The following is a 21,725-nucleotide window of genomic DNA, read 5'->3' as shown; positions in this document are numbered from 1 at the left end:
GGCGCGTCAGCCGACAGCGAGTGGTAGCCGTCGCCCCGTGAGCCCTCGGGGTCGTGACGCGAGGGTCGCCGCCAGGGCATCAATCGCCCGCGCCGCCGGATCCTCGGGGTCGCCGACGACGACGGGTACCCCGTCGTCGCCCCCGGCTCGCAGGGACACGCTGATCGGCAGCGACGCGAGCAGCGGCACTGCATCTCCTGCGGCGGAGAGTCGGCGGGCCACCTCGGCTCCGCCTCCGCTGCCGAAGAGTTCCAACACCGAGCCGTCGGCCTGAGGGAGCCCCGACATGTTCTCGACGACGCCGATAATGCGCTGACCCGACTGCCGGGCCAGCGCACCGCTGCGCTCGGCCACGTCGGCCGCCGCGGGCTGCGGAGTCGTGACGATCAGCACCTCCGCGTGGGGGAGCAGCTGACCGATCGAGATCGCCACGTCGCCGGTACCGGGGGGCAAGTCGAGCAGCAGGACGTCGAGGTCGCCGAAGTAGACGTCGGTGAGGAACTGCGAGATGGTGCGGTGCAGCATCGGGCCGCGCCACGAGACCGCGGCGCCGCGCGTATCCCCCTCGAGGAACATCCCGATCGAAATGACCTTCACGCCGTGCGCCACCGGAGGCAGCATCAGCTCGCCGACGCGGGTCGGACCGGCGACGCGTCCGTCTCGCATCAGCCCGAGCAGGCCCGGGATCGAGAAACCGTGCACGTCCGCGTCGACCAGACCGACCGCGAGCCCCCGCTGAGCCAGCGCGACCGCGAGGTTGGCGGTGACGGTTGACTTGCCGACGCCGCCCTTGCCGCTGGTCACCGCGTAGACGCGAGTGAGGGACTCCGGACCGAAGGGCATGCTCCGCCGCCCGCCCTGCAGGCGCTCGGTGAGCGCTGTGCGCTGCGTCGGCGTCATGACTCCGACCGCGACCTCCACTGCCGTGACCCCGGGTACCGACGCCACGGCCTCGCGCACGGTGCGCTCGATCGTCGAGGCGGCCGGGCAGCCGACGATGGTCAGCCGGATCGCGACGCGGACCGCACCGTCGGCCGCCGCCCGGACCGATTCGACCATGTCGAGCTCGGTGATCGGCTTGCGGATCTCCGGATCGAGGACGCGGGCCAGCGCCGCCCGCACCGCCGCGTCGAGAGCGGCGGCGTCAGGCATCGCGCCGCTCGGGAGCCTGCGCCCGGTCCTTCTCGAGCTCCTCGAGCAGGCCGCGCAGCTCTGAGCGAATGAAGTCTTTGCTCGCCATATCGCGGATCGCGAGGCGGAGGGCGACGACCTCGCGCGCCAGGTACTCGGTGTCGGCGAGATTGCGCTCAGCCCGCTGGCGGTCCTGCTCGATCTGCACCCGGTCGCGGTCGTCCTGCCGGTTCTGCGCGAGCAGCAGCAGGGGCGCGGCGTACGAGGCCTGGAGCGAGAGGATCAGCGTCAGCACCGTGAAGCCCAGTGCCTGGGAGTCAAAGCGCGAGTCCGCGGGCCCGTAGGTGTTGAACATCAGCCAGAAGACGCAGAAGATCGTCATGCCGACCAGGAACCAGGGTGTTCCCATGCCGCGGGCGAACGACTCGGTCAGACGTCCGAACCGGTCGCTGCTCGGGCGGTTGCGCCGCGAAAGCACGCGGGTGCGCAATCCCTTCGGGGCGTCGAGCCGGCGGTCCTGCTTGCTGTCCCTAGCCACGCGCACCCCTCCGTCCTCGTCGTGCCCTGCCGGTCGTCACGGGTGCCGGCGGTAGGAGCGGGACGCCCTGCGTCGCCGTGCTCACCGGCGTCCTCGGTTCGTCGTCGTCGCCGTGGCTGCGCCAGTCGTCGGGGAGGAGGTAGTCGAGGACGTCGTCGATGGTCACCACACCGACGAGGCGGTGGGAGGCGTCCACGACGGGCACCGAGACGAGGTTGTAGCTCGCCAGGATGCGGGCGACCTCGGCGGCCGAGGTCTCGGGCGTGATCGGGTCCATGCTCGCATCCAGCAGGGTGCCGAGGCGCTCGTGCGGCGGGTACCGGAGCATCCGCTGGAAGTGCACCATCCCGAGGAACCGGCCGGTCGGTGGCTCGTAGGGCGGCAGGGTGACGCACACGGCGGCTCCCAGCGCGGGCGCGAGCTCGTGGCGTCGGATGAGGGCGAGGCCCTCGGCGACGGTCGCCTCCGAGGAGACGATGATCGGCTCCGTCGTCATCAATCCGCCGGCCGATTCCGGGGCGTAGGTGAGGAGCATGCGGACGTCCTCCGCCTCCTCCGGCTCCATCAGCTCGAGCAGCGCCTCGCCGCGCTCCTCGGAGAGCTGCGCGATCAGATCGGCCGCGTCGTCGGGCTGCATCTGATCGAGCACATCGGCGGCGCGGTCGTCGTTGAGTCGGCCGAGGATCTCGACCTGCTCGCTCTCGGGCATCTCCTCGAGCACGTCGGCGAGACGCTCGTCCGAGAGTTCGCCGGCCACCTCCAGCATCCGCTGCTGGGGAAGGTCGAGGAGCGTGCTGGCGAGGTCGGCGGGCTTGAGCTCGGAGAGGCTGGCGACGTAGTGCTCGGCGGACTGCGCCTCGGTCGAGACGCTCTCGCGGACCTCGCGCCAGGCGGCGAACGCGGTCGCGCCCTTGGCGAAGGGGGAGGGGCTGGTCTTGGGGCGCCGAACGAAGAGCTGCGCGAGTTCCCACTCGCCAGGGGCAGCCTCCTCGATCGCGACGTCCTCGACGGTCGCGTCTCCGGAGCCGTCGATGAAGCTCACCCGGCGGCCGAGGAGCTCGGCGATGACGCGGACCTCGCCGCCGCGCTGCTCGAAGCGACGCACGTTGATGAGCCCGGTGGTGATGATCTGGCCGCTGCCGATGCTGGTGACCCGCCCGATCGAGACGAAGACGCGTCGGCGCCCGGGGATCTCCACCACCAGTCCGACCACCCGCGGGGCGTCGTTCTGCCGGTAGACCAGGAGCACGTCGCGGACCTTGCCGACGCGATCGCCGGCGGGGTCGAAGACACTGCATCCGGCCAAGCGCGCGACGAAGACTCTGGCGGAACTCACGGCTACAAACCTAGACCCGCGCGCCCGGGCGGACGCCGAGGGTGCCCGGTTCGGTATCGATCGGTTCTCCTGAACCGTACAGAATGCTTCAAGTCCGCTGTGCCAGTCTGTGGAGGTGACTCAGCAGACGCCGTTCAGCGGCCGAGGGCCGGCCTTTCCCACGATCCCGCGCGGGGAGATCCTCGCCACCTTCGACACTTACCAGGAGGCGCAGGCCGCGGTGGACGTCCTCGCCCGAGCCGACTTCCCGGTGCGCCAGCTGGCCATCATCGGCAACGAGCTCAAGAGCGTCGAGCGGGTAACGGGCAAACTGACCTGGGGCCGAGTCGCCCTCGCCGGTGCGGCCTCCGGCGCATGGCTGGGTGTGTTCCTGGGGCTTCTGCTCATCATCTTCTCGCCGACGACGGAGTTCTCGTTCCTGATCGCGGCCGTGCTCCTCGGCGCGGGATTCGGCATGCTCTTCGGGCTCGCGTCCTATGCCGTCAACCGCCGCCGACGCGACTTCACCTCGACCATGCAGGTGATCGCAACCAGCTACTCGGTGCTCGTGGACCCCGAGGTCGTCAACCGCGCTCGCAACCTGCTCGACGGGAGCGCTGTCCCCGCCGAGACGCCGCAGACAGCCTGGGCGCCGCCGCCCGCCGCGGCCGGCGACCCGCAGCCCGTCCGTCCCGAGGACGACCAGCGCTGACGATCCTCCACGAAGGCCCCCGGTCCGCCGGGGGCCTTCGATGCTCCCGGGGAGGCTGCTCAGGCGGAGCCGACGGGCGGCAGGACGATGTCGACGGCGAGACCGCGGGGGGATCGGTTGACGAGGGCGACCGTCCCGCCGGCGGACAGCACCGTCGTGTGCACCAGGGCGAGCCCGAGTCCACTGCCGCCCGAGGCCAGTGCCCGGGAGTCATCCGGTCGGGAGAAGCGGTCGAAGGCGACGGGGATGAAGGCGGCGGGCATGCCGGGGCCGTCGTCCGAGACGGTGAGGAGCAGGCGTCCGTCCTTCTGTGCGAGGCAGGCGACGATCATGCCGCCGCCGTCCATCGCCTGGATCGCGTTCCTGACCAGATTGTCGATCACGCGCCCGAAGTCCTGGGTCGCCACGGCGTACAGGCGGGCCGGCTCGCGCTCGTCGATCTCATAGTCGATCTCGACCCCCGACTCCGAGGCGAGTAGGCGGGTGCGGTCGACCGCGCCGACCAGCTCCTCGACCAGCTCGGCGAAGGGAGCTGTCGGCCGGACGGTGCGGCTCTCGATGCGCGAGATGTCGAGCAGGGCGGAGGCGAGCCGCACGAGGCGGTCGACGCTCTTCTGCGCATCGAGGATGACCCGGTCCACCGCGGCGGGGTCCTCGACGCGGTGGTGGGCGATCTCGAGCTGCGCCGAGAGCGCGGCGAGCGGCGTACGCAATTCGTGACTCGCATCCGACACCATCTGCTTCTCGCGAGCGAGCGAGGCGGTCTGCTTGGTCAGGAACGCGTTCAGCGTTACCGCGAGCTCGTCGATCTCGTCGCGCGAGCCCACGACGGGGAGCTGATCGCCGTGGCCGGGCTCGGCGGCGATCTGATCCGCGCGCGCCCGCATGCGACGCACCGGCGCGAGCGCGGCTCCGGTCAGGATCCATGAGGCGAGACCGAAGGTGACCACGAGGAAGATCGCCGCGTAGACGAGGACGTGCGCGAAATCGTCGAGTACCAGCTGCGACGCCGCCTGGTCGCGCGCGGTGACAACCTGCCAGACGCCCTTATCGGTGGTGATCGCAGTGAACCGGACCAGGTAATTGCCACTCGCAGTGGTCACCTGGGAGTACCGGGGCGAGGTGTCCGCCGGTTCGGCCGCGAGGGCGGTCAGGACGTCGCCGCTGAGGCGCGAGGGCATGGTGGACGTACTGACGATCCCGTCCGGCGCGAGGGCCAGGAACAGCTGCCCGATCGAGGAGCCCTGGGTGCGAGGCACGGTGCCCGCCGAGATGTCGCGACGCACCTCGTCCTCGATCGACATCAGGATCGTCCGCTCGCTGCGCTCGACGATGCCGGTGACCACCTGGTAGAAGAGCATCGCCGAGAGCGCGAACAGGGCGGTTGCGACAGCGACGGTCCCGATGGTGATCCTCGCGCGGATCGAGAGCGCGCCGGCCCGGCGGCGTGCAGTGCCCATCCGCGGCACGGACTACTCGACCGGGCGGAGGAAGTAGCCCTTGCCGCGGACGGTCACGATGGCGACGCCGGTGTCCTCGGTCGGCAGTTTCTTGCGCAGGTAGCTGACGTACTGGTCGACGATGTTGTTGTCGACGATCTCGCCGCCGCCCCAGATCTCCGAGAGGATCCGCTGGCGGGTCACGACGGAGCCGACGGGGGTGATCAGCAGCTTGAGGAGTTCCAACTCCTTGGGGCTGACATGGATGCGCGAGCCGTCAGCCGTGCGCCGGATGCTCGAGCCGTCCACCGTGATCCGGCCGACGTCGATCGACGTCGACATCAGCGAGGGACTACGTCGCAACAGGGCGCGGAGGCGGGCGTTGAGTTCGGTGAAGGCGAACGGCTTGGTGACGTAGTCGTCCGCACCGGCGTCGAGCCCGAACACGCGGTCCTCGATCGCGTCGCGCGCCGTCAGGAGCATGATCGGCGTCGGACGTCCGAGCTCGCGGATCCGCCGACAGATCTCGAAGCCGGACATCGCCGGCAACATGACGTCCACGATCGCGGCTGAGAACTCGGCGTTACTGAACGCGACGAGCGCGTCGATGCCGTTCGTGGTCAGCACGGATTCGTAGCCGGCGTCTTCGAGGCCGCCCACGAGAGCCTCACCCATAGCCGGATCATCTTCGACGAGAAGGATATTCACGTGCTTACCCTACGGCCCGGCTCTTGGGAAGATCCGCTACGCCGGCCGTGTATCCAACCAGGTGAGAGCGGACCCCTCTGATGGGCGCCAGGCGGCGAAAAACGGCATGTCCGGCCCGGGATGGCGGCGGAGGTGGCGCGATTCGGTGGCGCGATTTTACTCTTCTGCCCAGGTGAGGCCGATGATACTGTTCGCCGAGTTCATCCCCACCGTCACCCGAAGGCGGCACAAAAATGCTCACCACCCTCTCCATCTGGGCGCGTCTTGCGCTGTCGATTTTTCTCTGGATCGTCTTCCTGCCCGTCATGCTGATCCTGCTCCCGTTCCGTTCGCGCCGAAGCGCCTGACGCTCCACTCGCTCGCCCGTGACGGCGCCGACGGTGGCGGTTGACTCGCGGGGCGCCTACTGACCCCTTCTTCGAAGGCGGGCGCCTCCCGTCTCCTGCTGACGAGCGCGCCACGGTTGTCAGTCGGCGACGCGTCCGGAACTCTCACGCCGCCAGGTGTCACTCTCGGGTACTACCGACCACGATCTCCGTCAAGCCCTTCGTGGGTTCTCAGAAAGCCGCAATACGGTGCTTCCACATGGTTCACCGATCAGAAGGAACACGGATGCCCCGCGCCGCGCCCGACACCGCTGGTATCTCGCTCGACCCGACCGTGGACGTTCCCGCGCGCTCCGATTCTCCGGTCTCGGTCGTCGCGTCGGGACCCCGGAGCCTGCTGTCGCGGATGCTTGGACGCCGCCGCTGCGAGGCGTGCGGCGCCGCCCTGGCCCGCCGCCGCGACGGATTCTGTTCGGACGCCTGCGCAGGCACCTTCCACCTCTACGAGTGAGGCCGGTCGGCCGAGCTGCGGCGAGGGTCCTCCCGAAGGTCCGTGATCAGCGATCGCGGGCCTTTGCGCTGTGCGCGCGGGGCGCGATGCGTGAGGTGCGCCTCGAGCCAGATCGAATGCCGCGCTCCCCTCTCCCGGGCTCAAGCAGGCCAGATCGCGCCCGTACCTGCGGTTCGTCGCGGCGTCGAGTTCTCGCCCTCTGAACAGCCTCTGGTGAGGAGCTCGGTCAGTCCCGACCACCACGAGCGCATCTGCTGGGTCAGCAGCCGTCAGCCAGCGGCCGCAGTGCCTCTACGGACGATCGTGATCGGCCAGCGGGAACTCCGGCGTGACGGACGAATTCCGTGTCCGCGACGAGCCCGCGGACGGACCGACTGTCGTCCACCATCCGTCGTCGGGAGGGAATCGAGGAGGTGGGGTCGAGTGTCATCGTGGGAGAGCGCTGCTTGAGTGTCACGACGACGCGAGTCGACCGCTCGAGCGGTGGTCAGACGCGAGGTCGCGGCCATGCCGGCACCGGTACCCTCGACGTATGGAACTTCTCGCTCGCGCCGAGGATCGCCGCCGTGCATCACTCGCGACTCTTGACTACAGCGGTCAGGCCGTGATGGGGCAGTTCTTTACCCCGGTGCTCGCCGCACAGATCATCGCGTCCCTTCCTCGAATCCGGGAGCGAGGGACGTTTCGGATCCTCGACCCCGGCGCAGGCACCGGCATTCTGACGGCCGCGATCGTTGAGCGTGTGCGACGTACGGCTCCGCATGTCCGAATCGCGGTTACTGCCATAGAGATAGACTCGACATTGCATCCAGCACTGGCCGAGACGCTCGCCGACTGCGAGCGAGCAGGGGCGGAGACCGAATTGATCAACGATGATTTCGTTGCTTGGGCTCTATCCACACCGAAGCGATTCGATCTGGTGATCCAGAACCCTCCGTACCGGAAGCTGCAATCTGGCTCAACGACGCACTCGGTACTCCGCGATGTCGGCATCGACGTGCCCAATGTCTACGCCGGCTTCCTCGCTCTCGGTCTTCGATTACTCGACGACGGTGGCCAGCAGACGTCGATCACCCCGCGCTCGTGGATGAACGGATCATACTACAAGGCCTTCCGGCACGACTTCGTGCGGCGCGCCGGCATCGACGCGATACACACATTCCAATCACGAAGCAAGGTCTTTGGCGATACGGGAGTCCTTCAAGAAGCGATTGTCGTCACAGCGACTCTTGGGGCCTATCCCGAGGAGATCATCGTTCGCACCTCGCATGACCACCGGGGCAAGGCGAGTGAACGAACTGTGCTTTATCGTGAAGTTGTGACCGAAGATTTCGTTCATGTCCCGGCGACGCAGACGGACGCCGATGCGGTGGCCTGGATGAACCGTGCAGTCTGCACTCTTAGTGACCTCGGTCTGTCGGTATCGACTGGCCGGGTGGTCGACTTTCGATCACGTGACCTTCTTACGGCTGAGCGGATGCCGCACAGTGTGCCTATGGTGTATCCGGGCAACTTCCGAGGGAATGAGATCGTGCATCCGCAGCCCAGCGCCAGAAAGCCCCAGTGGTTCACTGCTGACGCTGCGACTGCGGCGAAGCTACTCGTTCCAGCGGGTGACTACGTGCTCGTCAAGCGGTTCTCTGCCAAGGAGGAGAAACGCCGGTTGGTCGCCTCCGTATGGAGTGGTGAGGAAGCCCCTGCGTTCGACAATAAGATGAACTATGTGCATGACCACAAGCGCGGAATGGAGCCAGATGTCGCTCTCGGACTCGCAAAGTGGCTGAATTCTTCGCAGGTCGATCGCTATTTTCGAGTATTCTCCGGCCACACCCAGGTCAATGCCGGCGATCTGCTCCAGATGAAGTTTCCGACGCTTTCACAGCTCCGCGCGTTAGCAGAGTCCCCAGAAGAGACAGACGTGGCTGTCGAGCGAATAGTCACACGAGGGATCGTTGCAGCATGAGCACTTTAGCCGAAGCGCGCGCAATACTCACCACCTTCGGGTTCGACGCTGCCCGCTCGAACGAAGCCGCCGGGCGCACGCTTCTCGCACTTGCAAACCAGGATGCCGGGACCTCATGGGCAGGCGCGACGAACAGACGCATGGGCATCCGAGCGATGCTTGATTGGATGCGTCAGCGCTTGAACCACCCCATCGCGGAGAACACGCGCGAGCAAATCCGCCGATTCGTGATGCACCAGTTCCTCGAGTGCGGTTTCTGCCTTCAGAATGACGATGATCCGTCGAGAGCCACAAATTCGTCGCTGAACAACTACCGGCTCGCAGATGAAGCTCTTGCCGTCATACGACTTTACGGCACTCCCGCGTTCGACCGGGAGGTCACGAATTACCTTTTGGCGGCTCCAGGGCTCGCCGCCAAGTACGCCGCTGCACGCGACCTCGCACGCATCCCGATCATTCTTCCCGACGGCTTCGAACTGACGCTGAAAGCGGGCGGCCAAAACCGGCTCATTAAGGCGATGATCGACGACTTCTGCGCTTACTTTATTTCCGGCGGCGAGGTTCTTTACATCGGCGATGCCGACTCGAAACTGCTGCATTTCGATGACGAAAAGCTTGAACTACTCGGCGTTGTACTGGATACTCATGGTAAGCTTCCTGATCTTGTCGTTTACCAGCAGACAAAGAATTGGCTGTTCCTCATGGAGGCCGCGTCGTCCCACGGACCCGTCGATGCGAAGCGTCACGGCGAGCTGGCGACGCTTTTTGCTGGCAGCACGGCGGGTCTTGTGTACGTGAGCTGCTTCCCGGACCGGGCAACAATGCGGAGATTCTTCGTCGACCTCGCGTGGGAGACCGAGGCCTGGTGCGCCAGCGACCCGACGCACATGATCCACCTCAACGGAGACAGGTTTCTCGGGCCCCACGGCAGGTAAGTCCGGCGGCCGACTGCGGCCAGGTCGGACAGTCATGTCTCCTCACTAGGTCTTCACCTGCGATGAAGACGAGGGCTAGCCACGGAATGGCCCGCGCGCTCGGATTCTCCGGTCTCGGTCGTCGCGTCGGGACCCCGGAGCCTGCTGTCGCGGATGCTTGGACGCCGCCGCTGCGAGGCGTGCGGCGCCGCCCTGGCCCGCCGCCGCGACGGATTCTGTTCGGACGCCTGCGCAGGCACCTTCCACCTCTACGAGTGAGGCCGGTCGGCCGAGCTGCGGCGAGGGTCCTCCCGAAGGTCCGTGATCAGCGATCGCGGGCCTTTGCGCTGTGCGCGCGGGGCGGTACGGCCGTGCACGGCTGCCCGGGAGCAGCTGGAGGAGACGAGTCGACGGGCCGCTCAACCGAGGGGTGCGCCGTCGGAACCGGGGAAGGAGCGGGGCGCCGCGGTCGTGTGCGCAGAGGGAGTGCCCGCTCAGTCGTGCCTCAGAAGACAGCCGTGCCTCAGAAGACGTGCCCCCAGTAGGATTCGAACCTACGCCCCTGCCTCCGGAGGGCAGTGCTCTATCCCCTGAGCTATGGGGGCCAGGAGTGCCTGACAACATTAGCACCCGGGCGGAGCGGGCCCCGACGCGGGGAGCGCGCCTGCTGCGTGCCACGATGGAGTCATGCTGCGCACCGTCTCCGCCTCGCTGGATCTGCGTCTGAACGGTCCGACCGACCTGATCTTCCTCGTGGCGGCGATGCCCACGGGCGACTCCTTCGAGGACTCCTTCACCGTCCACCTCGACGGCGAGCCGGTCCCGGTACGGGAGTTCCCGGGCCGGCACGGGGCGCGGGTGCACCGCGTTGCCGGCATCCGGGGTGAGCTGCGGGTCGAGTACCGGGCGCGGGTCCTCGGACACGGTGCCCCGGACGAGCCGAGCGAACTCGAGCTGGTCGAATACTTGCGGCCGAGCCGGTATGCGGAGGCGGACGTGCTCGGCGGTATCGCCCGCCGCGAGTTCGGCCGGGCTCGCGGCTTCGAGGCGCTGACGGCGGTCGAGGAGTGGGTGCACGGGCACCTCTCCTACGTCGACGGCTCGACGGTCGGCACCGGGGGAGCGGCGCAGGTGATCGAGAGCGGGCAGGGCGTCTGCCGCGACTTCGCGCATACCGTCGCCGGCTTCCTCCGCGCCCTCGACATCCCCGCCCGGGTCACGGCGGTCTATGCGCCGGGCCTGGCACCGCGTGACTTCCATGCCGTGACGGAGGCCTGGGTGGGCGGCGCCTGGCACGCGGTGGACGCGACGCGGTTGGCTCCGCGCGGGTCGATGCTCCGCATCTCGTCGGGTCGGGACACGGCCGACACGGCGTTCCTCAGCAGTTACCTGACCGATCTGAGCTTGACGGGCATGGACGTTGTCGCCGACTGCGACGCCGCGCTCGTCGACGACCACGTGTCGCCGGTGCGGCTGGGCTGACGGGCGGGCTCAGTATCGACTCGCCGGCTGGGCCCACTGCCGCCTCACCCTGTGCTCAGCCGGCGAGCGCTCCGAGCGCCGACCGGATGATCGGCTCGGGGTCGCCGGGCTCGATGAAGGAGGCGCTGGAGGACTCGATCCAGTACTCGCCGACGAAAGCGTCCGCGACTCCGCGCCCCTCCGTCACCTGGTAGTAACCCTCGACCTGCGACGGCTCGCCGTAGGTGGGGACGGCCTTGCTCGTGGTGAAGAACTCGTTCTTGAGCGCCTCGATCACGTCGGGGTCGAGGTGCGCGACGGCGAGCTGCAGCTGGGCCCCCGAGTCGTCGGACCAGCCGCAGACCAGGCCGTTGTACTGCGCGATCTCCTGCGAGACGGCGGTCCGCTCGACGTCGTCGGTCGGCAAGAAACCACTCCACAGCCCGCTCAGCGCCGAGGCGGGCACCAGCTGCTCGCAGGAGAGGGGGATCGGAGTTCCGCTGACAGCGCCGCTCGCGCTCGGCTCCGGGTCGGCGGCGGGGGAGCAGCCGGCGAGGGTCGTCGCGGTGAGCGCGACGAGGAGGAGGGTGAGGGGACGGCGCATGCGTGGCACCCTAGCAACGCCTCCCGGCCGAGCGGCCGCGCGGTGTCGGGAGGCGGAGGGCGCGGGCGCGACGGCCGGTAGAATCGGGCCCCGTGACTCCTGAACAACTCGCATCCTCCCTGCACGCTCTCGTCCTCGACGCCGTGCAGCGACGAGGGAGCGACGCGGGCGTGGAGCTCTCTGACGTGGTGCTGGAGCGGCCGAAGAACCGCGATCACGGTGACTGGTCCTCGAACATCGCGATGAAGCTTGCGAAGCGGGTCGGCGCTAACCCGCGCGAGCTCGCGGCAGAGCTGGCCGAGGGCCTGGGCGCTGTCGACGGCGTGGCCACGGTCGAGGTCGCCGGGCCCGGCTTCCTCAATGTGCGGGTCGAGGCCGCGGCGGCGGGGGCCCTCGCGGGCGTGATCGTCGAGGCGGGCGAGGCGTACGGCACCGGGTCCGCCTACTCCGGGGTGCGGATGAACCTCGAGTTCGTCTCGGCCAACCCCACCGGACCGATACACATCGGCGGTACCCGATGGGCGGCGGTCGGCGACAGCCTGGCCCGGATGCTGCTCGCCCAGGGCGCCGACGTGACCCGGGAGTACTACTTCAACGACCACGGCGCGCAGATCGACCGCTTCACCCGGAGCCTCCTCGCGGCGCACCGGGGCGAGCCGACTCCCGAGGACGGCTACGGCGGCGCGTACATCGGGGACATCGCCGAGCGGGTGGTCGCCGCCTACCCGGGCGACCTCTCGGTTGTGCCCGAGGAGGAGCTGGCCGAGACCTTCCGCTCGATCGGCGTCGAGCTGATGTTCGGTGAGATCAAGCAGAGCCTGCACGAGTTCGGCGTCGACTTCGACGTCTACTTCCACGAGAACTCGCTGCACGAGTCGCGTGCTGTCGACCGCGCGATCCAGCGCCTGCGCGAGCTTGGCCACCTCTTCGAGGCGGACGGAGCGACGTGGCTGCGCACCACGTCCTTCGGCGACGACCGCGACCGCGTCGTGATCAAGAGCGACGGCGAGGCGGCCTACATCGCGGGCGACCTCGCCTACTACCTCGACAAGCGCGAGCGCGGCTTCGACCGGGCCATCATCATGCTCGGTGCCGACCACCACGGCTACCTCGGCCGGATGATGGCGATGTGCGCCGCGTTCGGCGACACTCCGGGCGTGAACCTCGAGATCCTGATCGGCCAGCTGGTCAACCTGATCCGCGACGGCCAGGCAGTCCGGATGTCCAAGCGCGCCGGGACCGTCGTGACGATGGAGGACCTCACGGAGGCCGTCGGCGTCGACGCCGCGCGCTACTCGCTGGTGCGCTCCTCCGCCGACTCGACCCTCGACATCGACCTCGACCTGCTGACCAAGCGCAGCAACGACAACCCCGTCTACTACGTGCAGTACGCGCATGCGCGCACCCGTCAGGTCGCCGCGAAGGCCGCGGGATCGGGCGTGCCCGTCGAACCGTTCGCGCCCGAGACGCTGGTGCACCCGACCGAGTCGGCGTTGCTGGGCGGTCTGCAGGAGTTCCCGCGGATCGTGGCGCACGCGGCCGAGCTGCGCGAGCCGCACCGCGTCGCGCGCTACCTGGAGGAGATCGCCGGTCTTTACCACCGCTGGTACGACACCTGCCGCGTCGTGCCGCAGGGCGAGGACCCGGTCGAAGCGGTGCACTCGACCCGGCTCCGCCTGAACGAGGCGACTGGGCAGGTGCTCCGCAACGGACTCTCGCTCCTGGGCGTCGGCGCCCCGGACCGGATGTGAGCGCGGTGGCGCCCCGGCGCGGGCGAGGGCGGCGCGCGGCGCTGGTGGTCGTCGTCACGCTGGTGCTGCTCGTGATCGCGGCGGTGGTCGGCGACTCGGTCGCCCGCCGGGCCGTCGCCGATCGCGCCGCCGCGAGCCTGCGCGAGGCGCTGGCGCTACCCGCTGACCGGACCGTGGACGTCGACGTGGCCGGATGGGCCGTGCTCCCGCAGCTGATCGCGGGGCGGCTGGACCGGCTGGACCTGCGCAGCTCCGACGTCGTGTTCGGCGAGCTCGACGGCGATGTCGCCGCGACCCTGATCGGCGTGCCGGTCAGCGCAGCGGGTGCCATCGACTCCGGCAGCACGACGGTCGCGATCGAGGCGGCGTCCGTCGCGCGGCTGGTCACCGAGCGCAGCACCGTGCCGGTCGACGACGTGACCCTCGATCCTCCGCTCGTGCGCGTGAGCGCTTCGGTGGACGTGCTCGGAGTGACGCTCGGCGCGGGTGTCGGCATGCAGCTGGCCGCTGTGGCCGGCGCGATCCAGCTGACTCCGGCCGAGATCTCGGCGGCGGGTGCGACCTTCTCGGCGACCGACTTTCGCGACCGCTTCGGTGCCGTCTCGGGCGACCTGCTCGCCCCGACCTCGCTCTGCATCGCGGATTCCGTACCGCGCGGGCTGACTCTCACCGGGGTCGAGGTCGCGGAAGAATCGCTGAACGCGACCTTCGCGCTCTCCCCGATGGTCCTCAGCGACCCGGAGCAGCAGGAGCCGGGCAGCTGCTCGTGAGCTGTAGCGAACCGCGAGAGCAGGGGCAGCGCACCCCCTGAGCCCGTGCGGGGCTCCCGGCGGCGACCGGTAGGATCGGAGCCCTGTGCCGGCGTTTCCCGCGGGCCGAACACTGACATCGCTGGCTTCAGGGGTCAATCCGGACCCGCTCGCCACGCAGTGACGCTCCCACTCTCTCTTGTGAGGTCTCACCCGTGGACACTGTCGACTCCCGCGCCCCGCGGCATCCGCTCGCTCCGGACTGGCTGCACACTCCCGAGGACGCCGACGCGCTCGTGGAGGGTGTCTGGTCGGACAACACCGTGCGCGATTCCACCGGCGCCGTCCGCATCGCCGGAGTGCCGGTCGCCGAGCTGGTGCGCGAATACGGCACTCCTCTCTATGTGATCGATGAGGCCGACGCCCGGCGACGAGCGGTCGAGATGCGCGAGGTCTTCTCGCGGGAGTTCGCCCGCGTCGGCACCGGCGTCACCGTCTATTACGCGAGCAAGGCCTTCCTCTCGGCGGACGTCGCCCGTTGGATGCGCGACGAGGGGCTGAATCTCGACCTCTCCAGCGGCGGCGAGCTGGCCGTGGCGCTGGCCGCGGGCATCGAGCCGGAGCGCTTCGGCCTGCACGGCAACAACAAGTCGCTCGCCGAGATCGACCGGGCCGTCGGGGTGGGCGTGGGGACGATCGTGCTGGACAGCCTGATCGAGATCGAGCGCGTCGCGGCGGCGGCGGAGCGGCACGGCCGGGTGCAGGCGGTGCGCCTGCGCGTGAACAGTGGAGTGCACGCGCACACCCACGAGTTCCTCGCCACCGCCCACGAGGACCAGAAGTTCGGTCTCGCGCTCGCCGACTGCCCGGCCGCCGTCGCGCGCATCCGCTCCCTCCCGTCGCTGCGCTTCCTCGGCCTGCACTGCCACATCGGCTCCCAGATTTTCGGCTCGGATGGCTTCGCCGAGTCGGCGTCGCGCCTGCTCGACGTGCACGCGTCCCTGCTCACCGACGGACCGGTTCCCGAGCTCAACCTCGGCGGCGGGTTCGGCATCGCCTACACCAGCGCGGACGATCCCACTCCGATCACCGCGATCGCGGCCGCCGTCGCGGACGCCGTCGCCGAGCAGTGCGCGGCGCGCGGGATCCCGGTGCCGCACATCGCGATCGAGCCGGGCAGGGCGCTGATCGGGCCCGCCGGGCTCACGCTCTACGAGGTCGGTACGGTCAAGGACGTGGTGGTCGGCACCGAAGGAGCGACCGCTGTCCGCCGCTACGTCAGCGTCGACGGCGGGATGAGCGACAACGCGCGTCCGGCCCTGTACGGGGCGGACTACACGGCGCGGATCGCCGGCCGCTCCTCCGCCGCGGAGCCCGCCCTCGTGCGTGTGGCCGGGAAGCACTGCGAGTCGGGCGACATCGTCGTCCACGACGACTTCCTGCCCGCGGACGTGCAGCCCGGCGACCTGCTCGCCGTCGCCGCGACCGGCGCCTACTGCTGGTCGCTCGCCAGCAACTACAACTATCTCGGGCGACCCCCGGTGGTCGCCGTGCGAGACGGGCGCTCGCGCGTCCTCGTGCGCGGCGAGACCGAGGAAGACCTCCTCCGCCGCGACGTCGGCATCGAACGAAAGGCCACCTCCCGATGATCGAGTACCGCAGCCTCCGCGTCGCCCTGCTGGGCGCCGGGTCCGTCGGTGCCCAGGTGGCGCGCCTCCTGCTCGACCACGGCGACGAGCTCGCCCAGCGCGTCGGGGCGCCGCTGGAGCTCGTGGGCGTGGCCGTCAGAGACGTCGATGCGCCCCGCACGGCAGATATCCCGCAGCACCTGCTCACCACCGACGCCGAGTCGCTGATCCTCGGCGCGGACATCGTCGTCGAGCTGATCGGCGGTCTGGAGCCTGCGCGCAGCCACATCCTTGCCGCGATCTCCTCCGGCGCAGACGTGATCACGGCGAACAAGGCACTGCTCGCCGCGCACGGCAACGAGCTGTTCGAGGCGGCCGACCAGGTGGGCGCACAGCTGAACTACGAAGCGGCCGTCGCCGGGGCGATCCCGATCATCCGGCCGCTGCGCGACAGCCTCGCCGGCGACCGGGTGCACCGAATCCTCGGCATCGTCAACGGCACGACCAACTACATCCTCGACCGGATGGACACCGAGCACTCCAGCCTTGAGGACGCGCTGGCCCGCGCGACGCAGCTCGGCTACGCGGAGGCGGATCCGACCGCGGACATCGAGGGCTACGACGCGGCCCAGAAGGCCGCGATCCTCGCTCGCCTGGCGTTCCACACCGACGTCCCGGTGACCCTGGTGCACCGCGAGGGCATTACCGGCATCACCACGGCACAGGTCAACCGGGCCCGCGACTCCGGCTACGTGATCAAGTTGCTCGCGATCTGCGAGCGCCTGACCGATGCGAAGACGGGGGAGGAGGGTGTGTCGGCCCGCGTCTATCCCGCGCTGGTGCACCGCTCCCACCCGCTCGCCGCCGTCCACGGCGCCAACAACGCGGTGTTCGTCGAGGCGGAGGCGGCGGGCGACCTGATGTTCTACGGCGCCGGCGCCGGTGGGATCGAGACGGCCTCCGCCGTGCTCGGGGACGTCGTCTCGGCCGCCCGCCGTCACGTCGTCGGTGGTCCCGGCCTCGTGACCAGTGCGAGTTCCGGCCTCGCTGTGCTGCCGATCGGCCACGTCACGACGCGCTACCAAGTGACCCTCGAGGTGCTTGACCGCCCCGGCGTGCTCGCGCAGATCGCCGGCGTCTTCGCCGACCACGGCGTCTCGGTCGAGACGCTGGTGCAGACCCCGCCAGGAGTCGACCCGTCGGTGGCGCAGGGCGGTGCGGAGCGGCGCGACCCGACCGCTACCCTGGTCATCGGCACGCACGCCGCGGCGGAATCCGATCTGGCAGCCACCGTCACCGCTCTCCATTCGCATGGTTTCGTCGGCGCCGTGACGTCCGTTCTACGAGTTGAAGGAGCCTGAGATGGCCAAGCAGTGGCGCGGAGTCCTGCACGAGTACGCGGACCGCCTCGATGTCACCGAGGCGACCCCGGTCATCACTCTCGGCGAGGGCGGCACGCCGCTCATCCCCGCCGCAGCCCTCTCGGCACGCACGGGCGCGAAGGTGTGGGTCAAGTACGAGGGCATGAACCCGACGGGATCCTTCAAGGACCGCGGCATGACGATGGCGATCTCGAAGGCCGTCGAGCACGGCGCTAAGGCCGTCATCTGCGCCTCGACCGGCAACACCTCGGCCTCGGCCGCGGCCTACGCCACGCACGCCGGCATCACCGCGGCCGTGCTTGTGCCGGAGGGCAAGATCGCCCTCGGTAAGCTCAGCCAGGCCATCGCGCATAACGCGCAGCTGCTGCAGGTGCAGGGCAACTTCGACGACTGCCTCGACATCGCCCGCGATCTTGCTAAGAACTACCCGGTGCACCTGGTGAACTCGGTCAACCCCGACCGCATCGCCGGCCAGAAGACCGCGGCCTTCGAGGTCGTCGAGGTCCTGGGCGACGCGCCGGACTTCCACATCGTGCCGGTGGGTAACGCGGGCAACTACACCGCGTACTTCCGCGGGTACTCGGAGGAGCTGGAGCGCGGAGAATCGACGCGCCTCCCGCGCATGTTCGGCTTCCAGGCCGAGGGCTCCGCTCCGATCGTGCACGGTGCCCCGGTCCGCCACCCCGAGACGATCGCCAGTGCGATCCGGATCGGCAACCCGGCCTCGTGGGAGCTCGCTCTGAACGCGCGCAGCGTCAGCGACGGCTACTTCGGGGCGATCAGTGACGAGAAGATTCTGGAGGCGTACCGCATCCTCGCGGGCGAGGTGGGCGTCTTCGTCGAGCCGGCGTCGGCGATCAGCGTCGCGGGGCTGCTCGAGCGCGCCGAGGCCGGAGCGATCCCGAAGGACGCGACCGTCGTTCTGACGGTCACCGGTCACGGCCTCAAAGACCCGCAGTGGGCATTGCGCACAGCCGATGGCGCGGACATCACGCCCACCGTCGTCCCGGTCGACACCGCCGCGATCGCGGAGGTGCTGGGGTTGGCCGGCGCATGACCTCGGCCGTTGCCGTCGGCCGCACCGTCCATGTGAAGGTCCCCGCCACCTCGGCGAATCTGGGCCCCGGGTTCGACACGCTCGGCCTCGCCCTCTCGTTTTACGACGAGCTCGATGTGACGGCCGTCGCAGCGACGGGCGCACGGGTCACTGTGCACGGCGTCGGCGAGGGCGAGGTAGCGACCGACGAGACGAACCTCGTCGTGCAGGCGATCGCATACACCTTCGCCGACCAGCGGCAGGAGATGCCCGGCATCGAGGTCATCGCGCGCAACATCATCCCGCATGGCCGCGGGATGGGGTCTTCCGGGGCCGCGATCGTGTCGGGGATCATGGCGGCGAAGGGGCTGCTCGAGGGCATCGTCGAGCTCGACTCGGACGACCTGCTCCGTATCGCCACCGAGATGGAGGGGCACCCCGACAACGTCGCACCCGCGCTCTTCGGTGGGCTGACCATCGCCTGGGTGGAGCCGCACGCCTCCGGTGCCGACAACTCGCCGCTCCGCCCGCGCTCGAAGAAGCTGATGGTGCACCGGGGAGTGTCCCCGGTCGTCTTCGTGCCCGAGCACACCATGTCGACGCGGCTCGCCCGCTCGCTCCAGCCGCAGAGCGTCCCGCACGAGGACGCGGTGTTCAACGTCTCGCGCTCCTCGCTCCTGATCGCGGCCCTCATTCAGAGCCCCGAGCTGCTGTTCGCGGCGACCGAGGACAAGCTGCACCAGAATTACCGCGCGGCGGCGATGCCGGAGACCTCCGCCCTGATCGCGCTCCTGCGCTCGCACGGCTACGCGGCCGTCGTCTCGGGCGCCGGACCGAGCGTCCTGGTGCTGTGCAGCGACCCCGCGCAGCGCCTCGCTGCCGCGGATCTGGTGGAGAAGCAGGCCCCCACGCCGTGGCGCGCGCACATGCTGGCCGTCGACTTCAAGGGTGCTACAGTGGGGACCGCATCCCGAGGAACCGCGTAACGAGCGGAATCTGTCCGACGGATCGTCCCGACAACCACGGCCATCACATCGTGTGAAGGGCGCCCCTGCTCCTCTTGCAGACCGGCGCCTGGTCTCCGGGCCCTTTCTGCGCTTTCTTCGGCAGTCGGCCTCGGCGGCCGAGAGCATCGCGTGGATCAGAACACGCGATGGCACCGCACGGTCGATGAGCTCTCCCGGTGAGCACTCGTTCCCGGGGGGAAGGAACCCTCTCCAGTGACAGACGTCAACACCCACGGCTCGACCGTGGATCTCACCGCCGACCTCTCGGCCCTGCGGGTCGCCGAGCTCCAGGCTCTTGCGACGCGCCTCGGCCTCGGCGGTGCCTCCAAGCTCCGCAAGGGCGAGCTCGTCCAGGCGATCTCGGACCTCCGCGCCGCCACCGCGGAGGACACGCCGGCCGCCGATGTGGTCGCTCCGGACGATGCCGCGCTCACCCTCGATGTCGCAGCGGTCGCGCTGGACGTCGAGGCAACCGGCGTCGCTCCCGATGTCGACGCCACCGGCATCGAGGCGGAGCCGGCCGACGTGGCCGAGCAGTCCGCTCCCGAGCCCGAGGCGCCGGCGGAGCTGCCGACGGCCGTCGAGAGCACCGAGGCCGACACAGCCGATGTGCTCGAGCAGGTCGCGCCCACTGTGGAGGAGCCGGCCGTGACCGTCGCCGAATCTGCCCCGCTCGAACTCCAGCTTCCCGCCGCCGCCGAGCAGGTCGCGGAGCCCGCCGAGCGCACCCCGCGCCGCCGCAGCTCGCGACGCGCCTCCAGCGGCACGGTCGCCGCCGGCGAGCACGTCAACATTCCCGGCGGGAGCGGCGTCGAGTCGCTGATCCCCGATCTGCCCGTCATCGAGCAGGATCGCGACGCCGACCAGGCCGCGAAGTCCGTGATCGACATCGAGCTGCCCAACGGGCCGGAGCCGGAGGACTCCTCCCGAGAGGGCGGCCAGCGCGAGCGTCGTGGACGCCGTCGCAGCCGCGGCGGCAGCGCTGAGCAGAACGACCAGGCCGAGCAGGCGCCCGCCGAGAACGACGCCGACTCCTCCGACTCCGGCGACCAGCAGGAGCAGCAGAACGGCGACCAGCAGCAGAACGGCGACCAGCAGGGCACGGGCCGCGGTCGCAATCGCCGTAACCGCAACCGCAACCGCGGGGAGGACCGTCAGAACGACGCTCAGCAGAGCCCCGCCGCGCAGTCCCAGCCGCAGAACGGCCAGGGCTCGCGCGCCGCACAGGCCGAGGGTCAGCAGGCTCCGCAGCAGCAGAACGGCTCCGGCCAGCAGCAGAACGGCCAGCAAGCCGAGGGCGAGGACGGGCGCCGAAGCCGCTACCGCGACCGCAAGCGCCGTGGCGGAGCGGTCGGCGACGACATCGAGCCCGAGATCGGTGAGGACGACGTCCTGATCCCGGTCGCCGGCATCCTGGACGTCCTCGACAACTACGCCTTCGTGCGCACCACCGGCTACCTGCCCGGCGTCAGCGATGTCTACGTCTCGCTCGGCCAGGTCAAGAAGTACAACCTGCGCAAGGGCGACGCGGTCGTCGGCGCCATCCGCCAACCCCGCGAGGGCGAGGGCGGCGGACGCCAGAAGTACAACGCAATCGTCAAGGTCGATTCGATCAACGGCCAGAGCGTCGAGGAGGCCGCGGCGCGGGTGGAGTTCCAGAAGCTCACCCCGCTCTACCCGACCGAGCGCCTGCGCCTCGAGACGGAGCCGGGCAAGCTGACCCAGCGGATCATCGACCTGGTCGCCCCGATCGGCAAGGGCCAGCGCGGCCTGATCGTCGCACCGCCCAAGGCCGGGAAGACCATCGTCCTGCAGCAGATCGCCAACGCGATCGTGCAGAACAACCCCGAGGTCCACCTCATGGTCGTCCTGGTCGATGAGCGTCCGGAGGAGGTCACCGACATGCAGCGCACCGTCCGCGGCGAGGTGGTCGCCTCCACCTTCGACCGCCCGGCCGAGGACCACACGACCGTCGCCGAGCTCGCGATCGAGCGCGCCAAGCGCCTGGTCGAGCTGGGCCACGACGTCGTCGTGCTGCTCGACTCCATCACCCGCCTCGGCCGTGCCTACAACGTGACCGCGCCGGCCTCGGGTCGCGTGCTCTCGGGCGGCGTGGACGCCTCGGCGCTGTACCCGCCGAAGAAGTTCTTCGGAGCGGCGCGCAACATCGAGAACGGCGGCTCGCTGACCATCCTCGCAACGGCGCTCATCGAGACCGGATCGAAGATGGACGAGGTGATCTTCGAGGAGTTCAAGGGCACGGGCAATATGGAGCTGCGGCTCTCGCGCCACCTCGCCGACAAGCGGATCTTCCCCGCCGTCGACGTGAACGCGTCCGGCACCCGCCGCGAGGAGATGCTGCTCAGCGCCGACGAGGTCAAGATCACCTGGAAGCTGCGCCGCGCCCTCGCCGGGCTCGACCAGCAGCAGGCGCTGGAGATCATCCTGTCGCGCTTGAAGGAGACGACGTCGAACGTCGAGTTCCTGATGCAGGTCTCGAAGTCGGCGGTCGGCCCGACCACCGCCGGCCACGGCAACGGCCACCACTAG

At 69.4% G+C, this 21,725-nt stretch carries 18 protein-coding genes and 1 tRNA gene; 12 read left to right on the top strand and 7 right to left on the bottom strand.

The features are described 5' to 3' along the window. Positions 1-6: 6 nt before the first annotated feature. The 3 genes from A6122_RS09230 to A6122_RS09220 are packed head-to-tail and all read right to left on the bottom strand — an operon-like array spanning position 7 to position 3,005. Positions 7-1,152, bottom strand: a complete 1,146-nt coding sequence (locus tag A6122_RS09230; RefSeq protein WP_068254107.1) for a P-loop NTPase — start codon at positions 1,150-1,152, stop codon at positions 7-9. Further along, a complete protein-coding gene (locus tag A6122_RS09225) occupies positions 1,145-1,669 on the bottom strand; it encodes a DUF1003 domain-containing protein (protein ID WP_068257393.1) in 525 nt (174 codons plus the stop codon). The genes A6122_RS09230 and A6122_RS09225 overlap by 8 nt, the downstream gene beginning before the upstream one ends. Further along, positions 1,662-3,005: a magnesium transporter MgtE N-terminal domain-containing protein gene (locus A6122_RS09220; protein ID WP_068254104.1), complete on the bottom strand. Its 1,344-nt coding sequence runs from the start codon at positions 3,003-3,005 to the stop codon at positions 1,662-1,664. The genes A6122_RS09225 and A6122_RS09220 overlap by 8 nt, the downstream gene beginning before the upstream one ends. A gap of 115 nt (positions 3,006-3,120) precedes the next feature. On the opposite strand from A6122_RS09220, the gene A6122_RS09215 reads away from it, so the two are divergent. Beyond that, complete coding sequence (locus A6122_RS09215) at positions 3,121-3,696, top strand: YflT domain-containing protein (protein ID WP_104259216.1); 576 nt, start codon at positions 3,121-3,123, stop codon at positions 3,694-3,696. Positions 3,697-3,755: 59 nt separating this feature from the next. Here A6122_RS09215 and A6122_RS09210 read toward each other — a convergent pair whose 3' ends face one another. Together A6122_RS09210 and A6122_RS09205 are read right to left on the bottom strand one after the other, a co-directional pair. Further along, complete coding sequence (locus tag A6122_RS09210) at positions 3,756-5,156, bottom strand: sensor histidine kinase (RefSeq protein ID WP_068254102.1); 1,401 nt, start codon at positions 5,154-5,156, stop codon at positions 3,756-3,758. A 12-nt stretch (positions 5,157-5,168) separates the two neighbouring features. Then, positions 5,169-5,843 carry a response regulator transcription factor gene (locus A6122_RS09205; RefSeq protein WP_068254099.1) on the bottom strand — a complete coding sequence of 225 codons (675 nt, stop codon included), beginning with the start codon at positions 5,841-5,843 and terminating at the stop codon, positions 5,169-5,171. Positions 5,844-6,455: 612 nt separating this feature from the next. Here A6122_RS09205 and A6122_RS09200 point away from each other — a divergent pair. The 3 genes from A6122_RS09200 (at position 6,456) to A6122_RS09190 (ending at position 9,578) form a co-directional block, all read left to right on the top strand. Then, positions 6,456-6,680 carry a hypothetical protein gene (locus A6122_RS09200; RefSeq protein ID WP_068254098.1) on the top strand — a complete coding sequence of 75 codons (225 nt, stop codon included), beginning with the start codon at positions 6,456-6,458 and terminating at the stop codon, positions 6,678-6,680. A 532-nt stretch (positions 6,681-7,212) separates the two neighbouring features. Further along, complete coding sequence (locus A6122_RS09195) at positions 7,213-8,643, top strand: Eco57I restriction-modification methylase domain-containing protein (RefSeq protein WP_068254096.1); 1,431 nt, start codon at positions 7,213-7,215, stop codon at positions 8,641-8,643. Further along, positions 8,640-9,578, top strand: a complete 939-nt coding sequence (locus A6122_RS09190) for a BsuBI/PstI family type II restriction endonuclease (protein WP_068254093.1) — start codon at positions 8,640-8,642, stop codon at positions 9,576-9,578. Before A6122_RS09195 ends, A6122_RS09190 begins: the two co-directional genes overlap by 4 nt. A gap of 512 nt (positions 9,579-10,090) precedes the next feature. Here the strand turns inward: A6122_RS09190 and A6122_RS09185 are convergent. Further along, positions 10,091-10,162, bottom strand: a tRNA-Arg gene (locus tag A6122_RS09185). An 82-nt stretch (positions 10,163-10,244) separates the two neighbouring features. Here A6122_RS09185 and A6122_RS09180 point away from each other — a divergent pair. After that, positions 10,245-11,039: a transglutaminase-like domain-containing protein gene (locus A6122_RS09180; protein ID WP_068254092.1), complete on the top strand. Its 795-nt coding sequence runs from the start codon at positions 10,245-10,247 to the stop codon at positions 11,037-11,039. 55 nt (positions 11,040-11,094) lie between these two features. Here A6122_RS09180 and A6122_RS09175 read toward each other — a convergent pair whose 3' ends face one another. Next, positions 11,095-11,622: a hypothetical protein gene (locus tag A6122_RS09175; protein ID WP_068254091.1), complete on the bottom strand. Its 528-nt coding sequence runs from the start codon at positions 11,620-11,622 to the stop codon at positions 11,095-11,097. Positions 11,623-11,714: 92 nt separating this feature from the next. Here A6122_RS09175 and argS point away from each other — a divergent pair, with 92 nt between their 5' ends. The 7 genes from argS to rho all read left to right on the top strand — a co-directional run bounded on the left by argS (position 11,715) and on the right by rho (position 21,725). Further along, positions 11,715-13,373 carry an arginine--tRNA ligase gene (argS, locus tag A6122_RS09170; protein WP_068254089.1) on the top strand — a complete coding sequence of 553 codons (1,659 nt, stop codon included), beginning with the start codon at positions 11,715-11,717 and terminating at the stop codon, positions 13,371-13,373. Beyond that, complete coding sequence (locus tag A6122_RS09165; protein WP_068254087.1) at positions 13,370-14,143, top strand: LmeA family phospholipid-binding protein; 774 nt, start codon at positions 13,370-13,372, stop codon at positions 14,141-14,143. The genes argS and A6122_RS09165 overlap by 4 nt, the downstream gene beginning before the upstream one ends. Positions 14,144-14,337: 194 nt before the next feature. Further along, on the top strand, positions 14,338-15,771 hold the full coding sequence (lysA, locus tag A6122_RS09160) for a diaminopimelate decarboxylase (RefSeq protein ID WP_068254085.1): 1,434 nt from the start codon (positions 14,338-14,340) through the stop codon (positions 15,769-15,771). Beyond that, positions 15,768-17,111 carry a homoserine dehydrogenase gene (locus A6122_RS09155; protein WP_068254082.1) on the top strand — a complete coding sequence of 448 codons (1,344 nt, stop codon included), beginning with the start codon at positions 15,768-15,770 and terminating at the stop codon, positions 17,109-17,111. The genes lysA and A6122_RS09155 overlap by 4 nt, the downstream gene beginning before the upstream one ends. Before the next feature lies 1 nt (position 17,112). Then, the gene (gene thrC / locus A6122_RS09150) at positions 17,113-18,189 is read left to right on the top strand and encodes a threonine synthase (protein WP_068254080.1); all 1,077 of its coding nucleotides are present in this window, start codon (positions 17,113-17,115) and stop codon (positions 18,187-18,189) included. Next, positions 18,186-19,154, top strand: coding sequence for a homoserine kinase (gene thrB / locus A6122_RS09145; protein ID WP_068254077.1), 969 nt, complete (start codon positions 18,186-18,188; stop codon positions 19,152-19,154). The genes thrC and thrB overlap by 4 nt, the downstream gene beginning before the upstream one ends. 234 nt (positions 19,155-19,388) lie before the next feature. Then, positions 19,389-21,725 carry a transcription termination factor Rho gene (rho, locus tag A6122_RS09140; protein ID WP_068254074.1) on the top strand — a complete coding sequence of 779 codons (2,337 nt, stop codon included), beginning with the start codon at positions 19,389-19,391 and terminating at the stop codon, positions 21,723-21,725.

The organism is Rathayibacter tritici (assembly GCF_001641005.1).
GTDB classification, from domain to species: Bacteria; Actinomycetota; Actinomycetes; order Actinomycetales; family Microbacteriaceae; genus Rathayibacter; species Rathayibacter tritici.
This window is presented reverse-complemented; position numbering and strand designations above follow the sequence as displayed.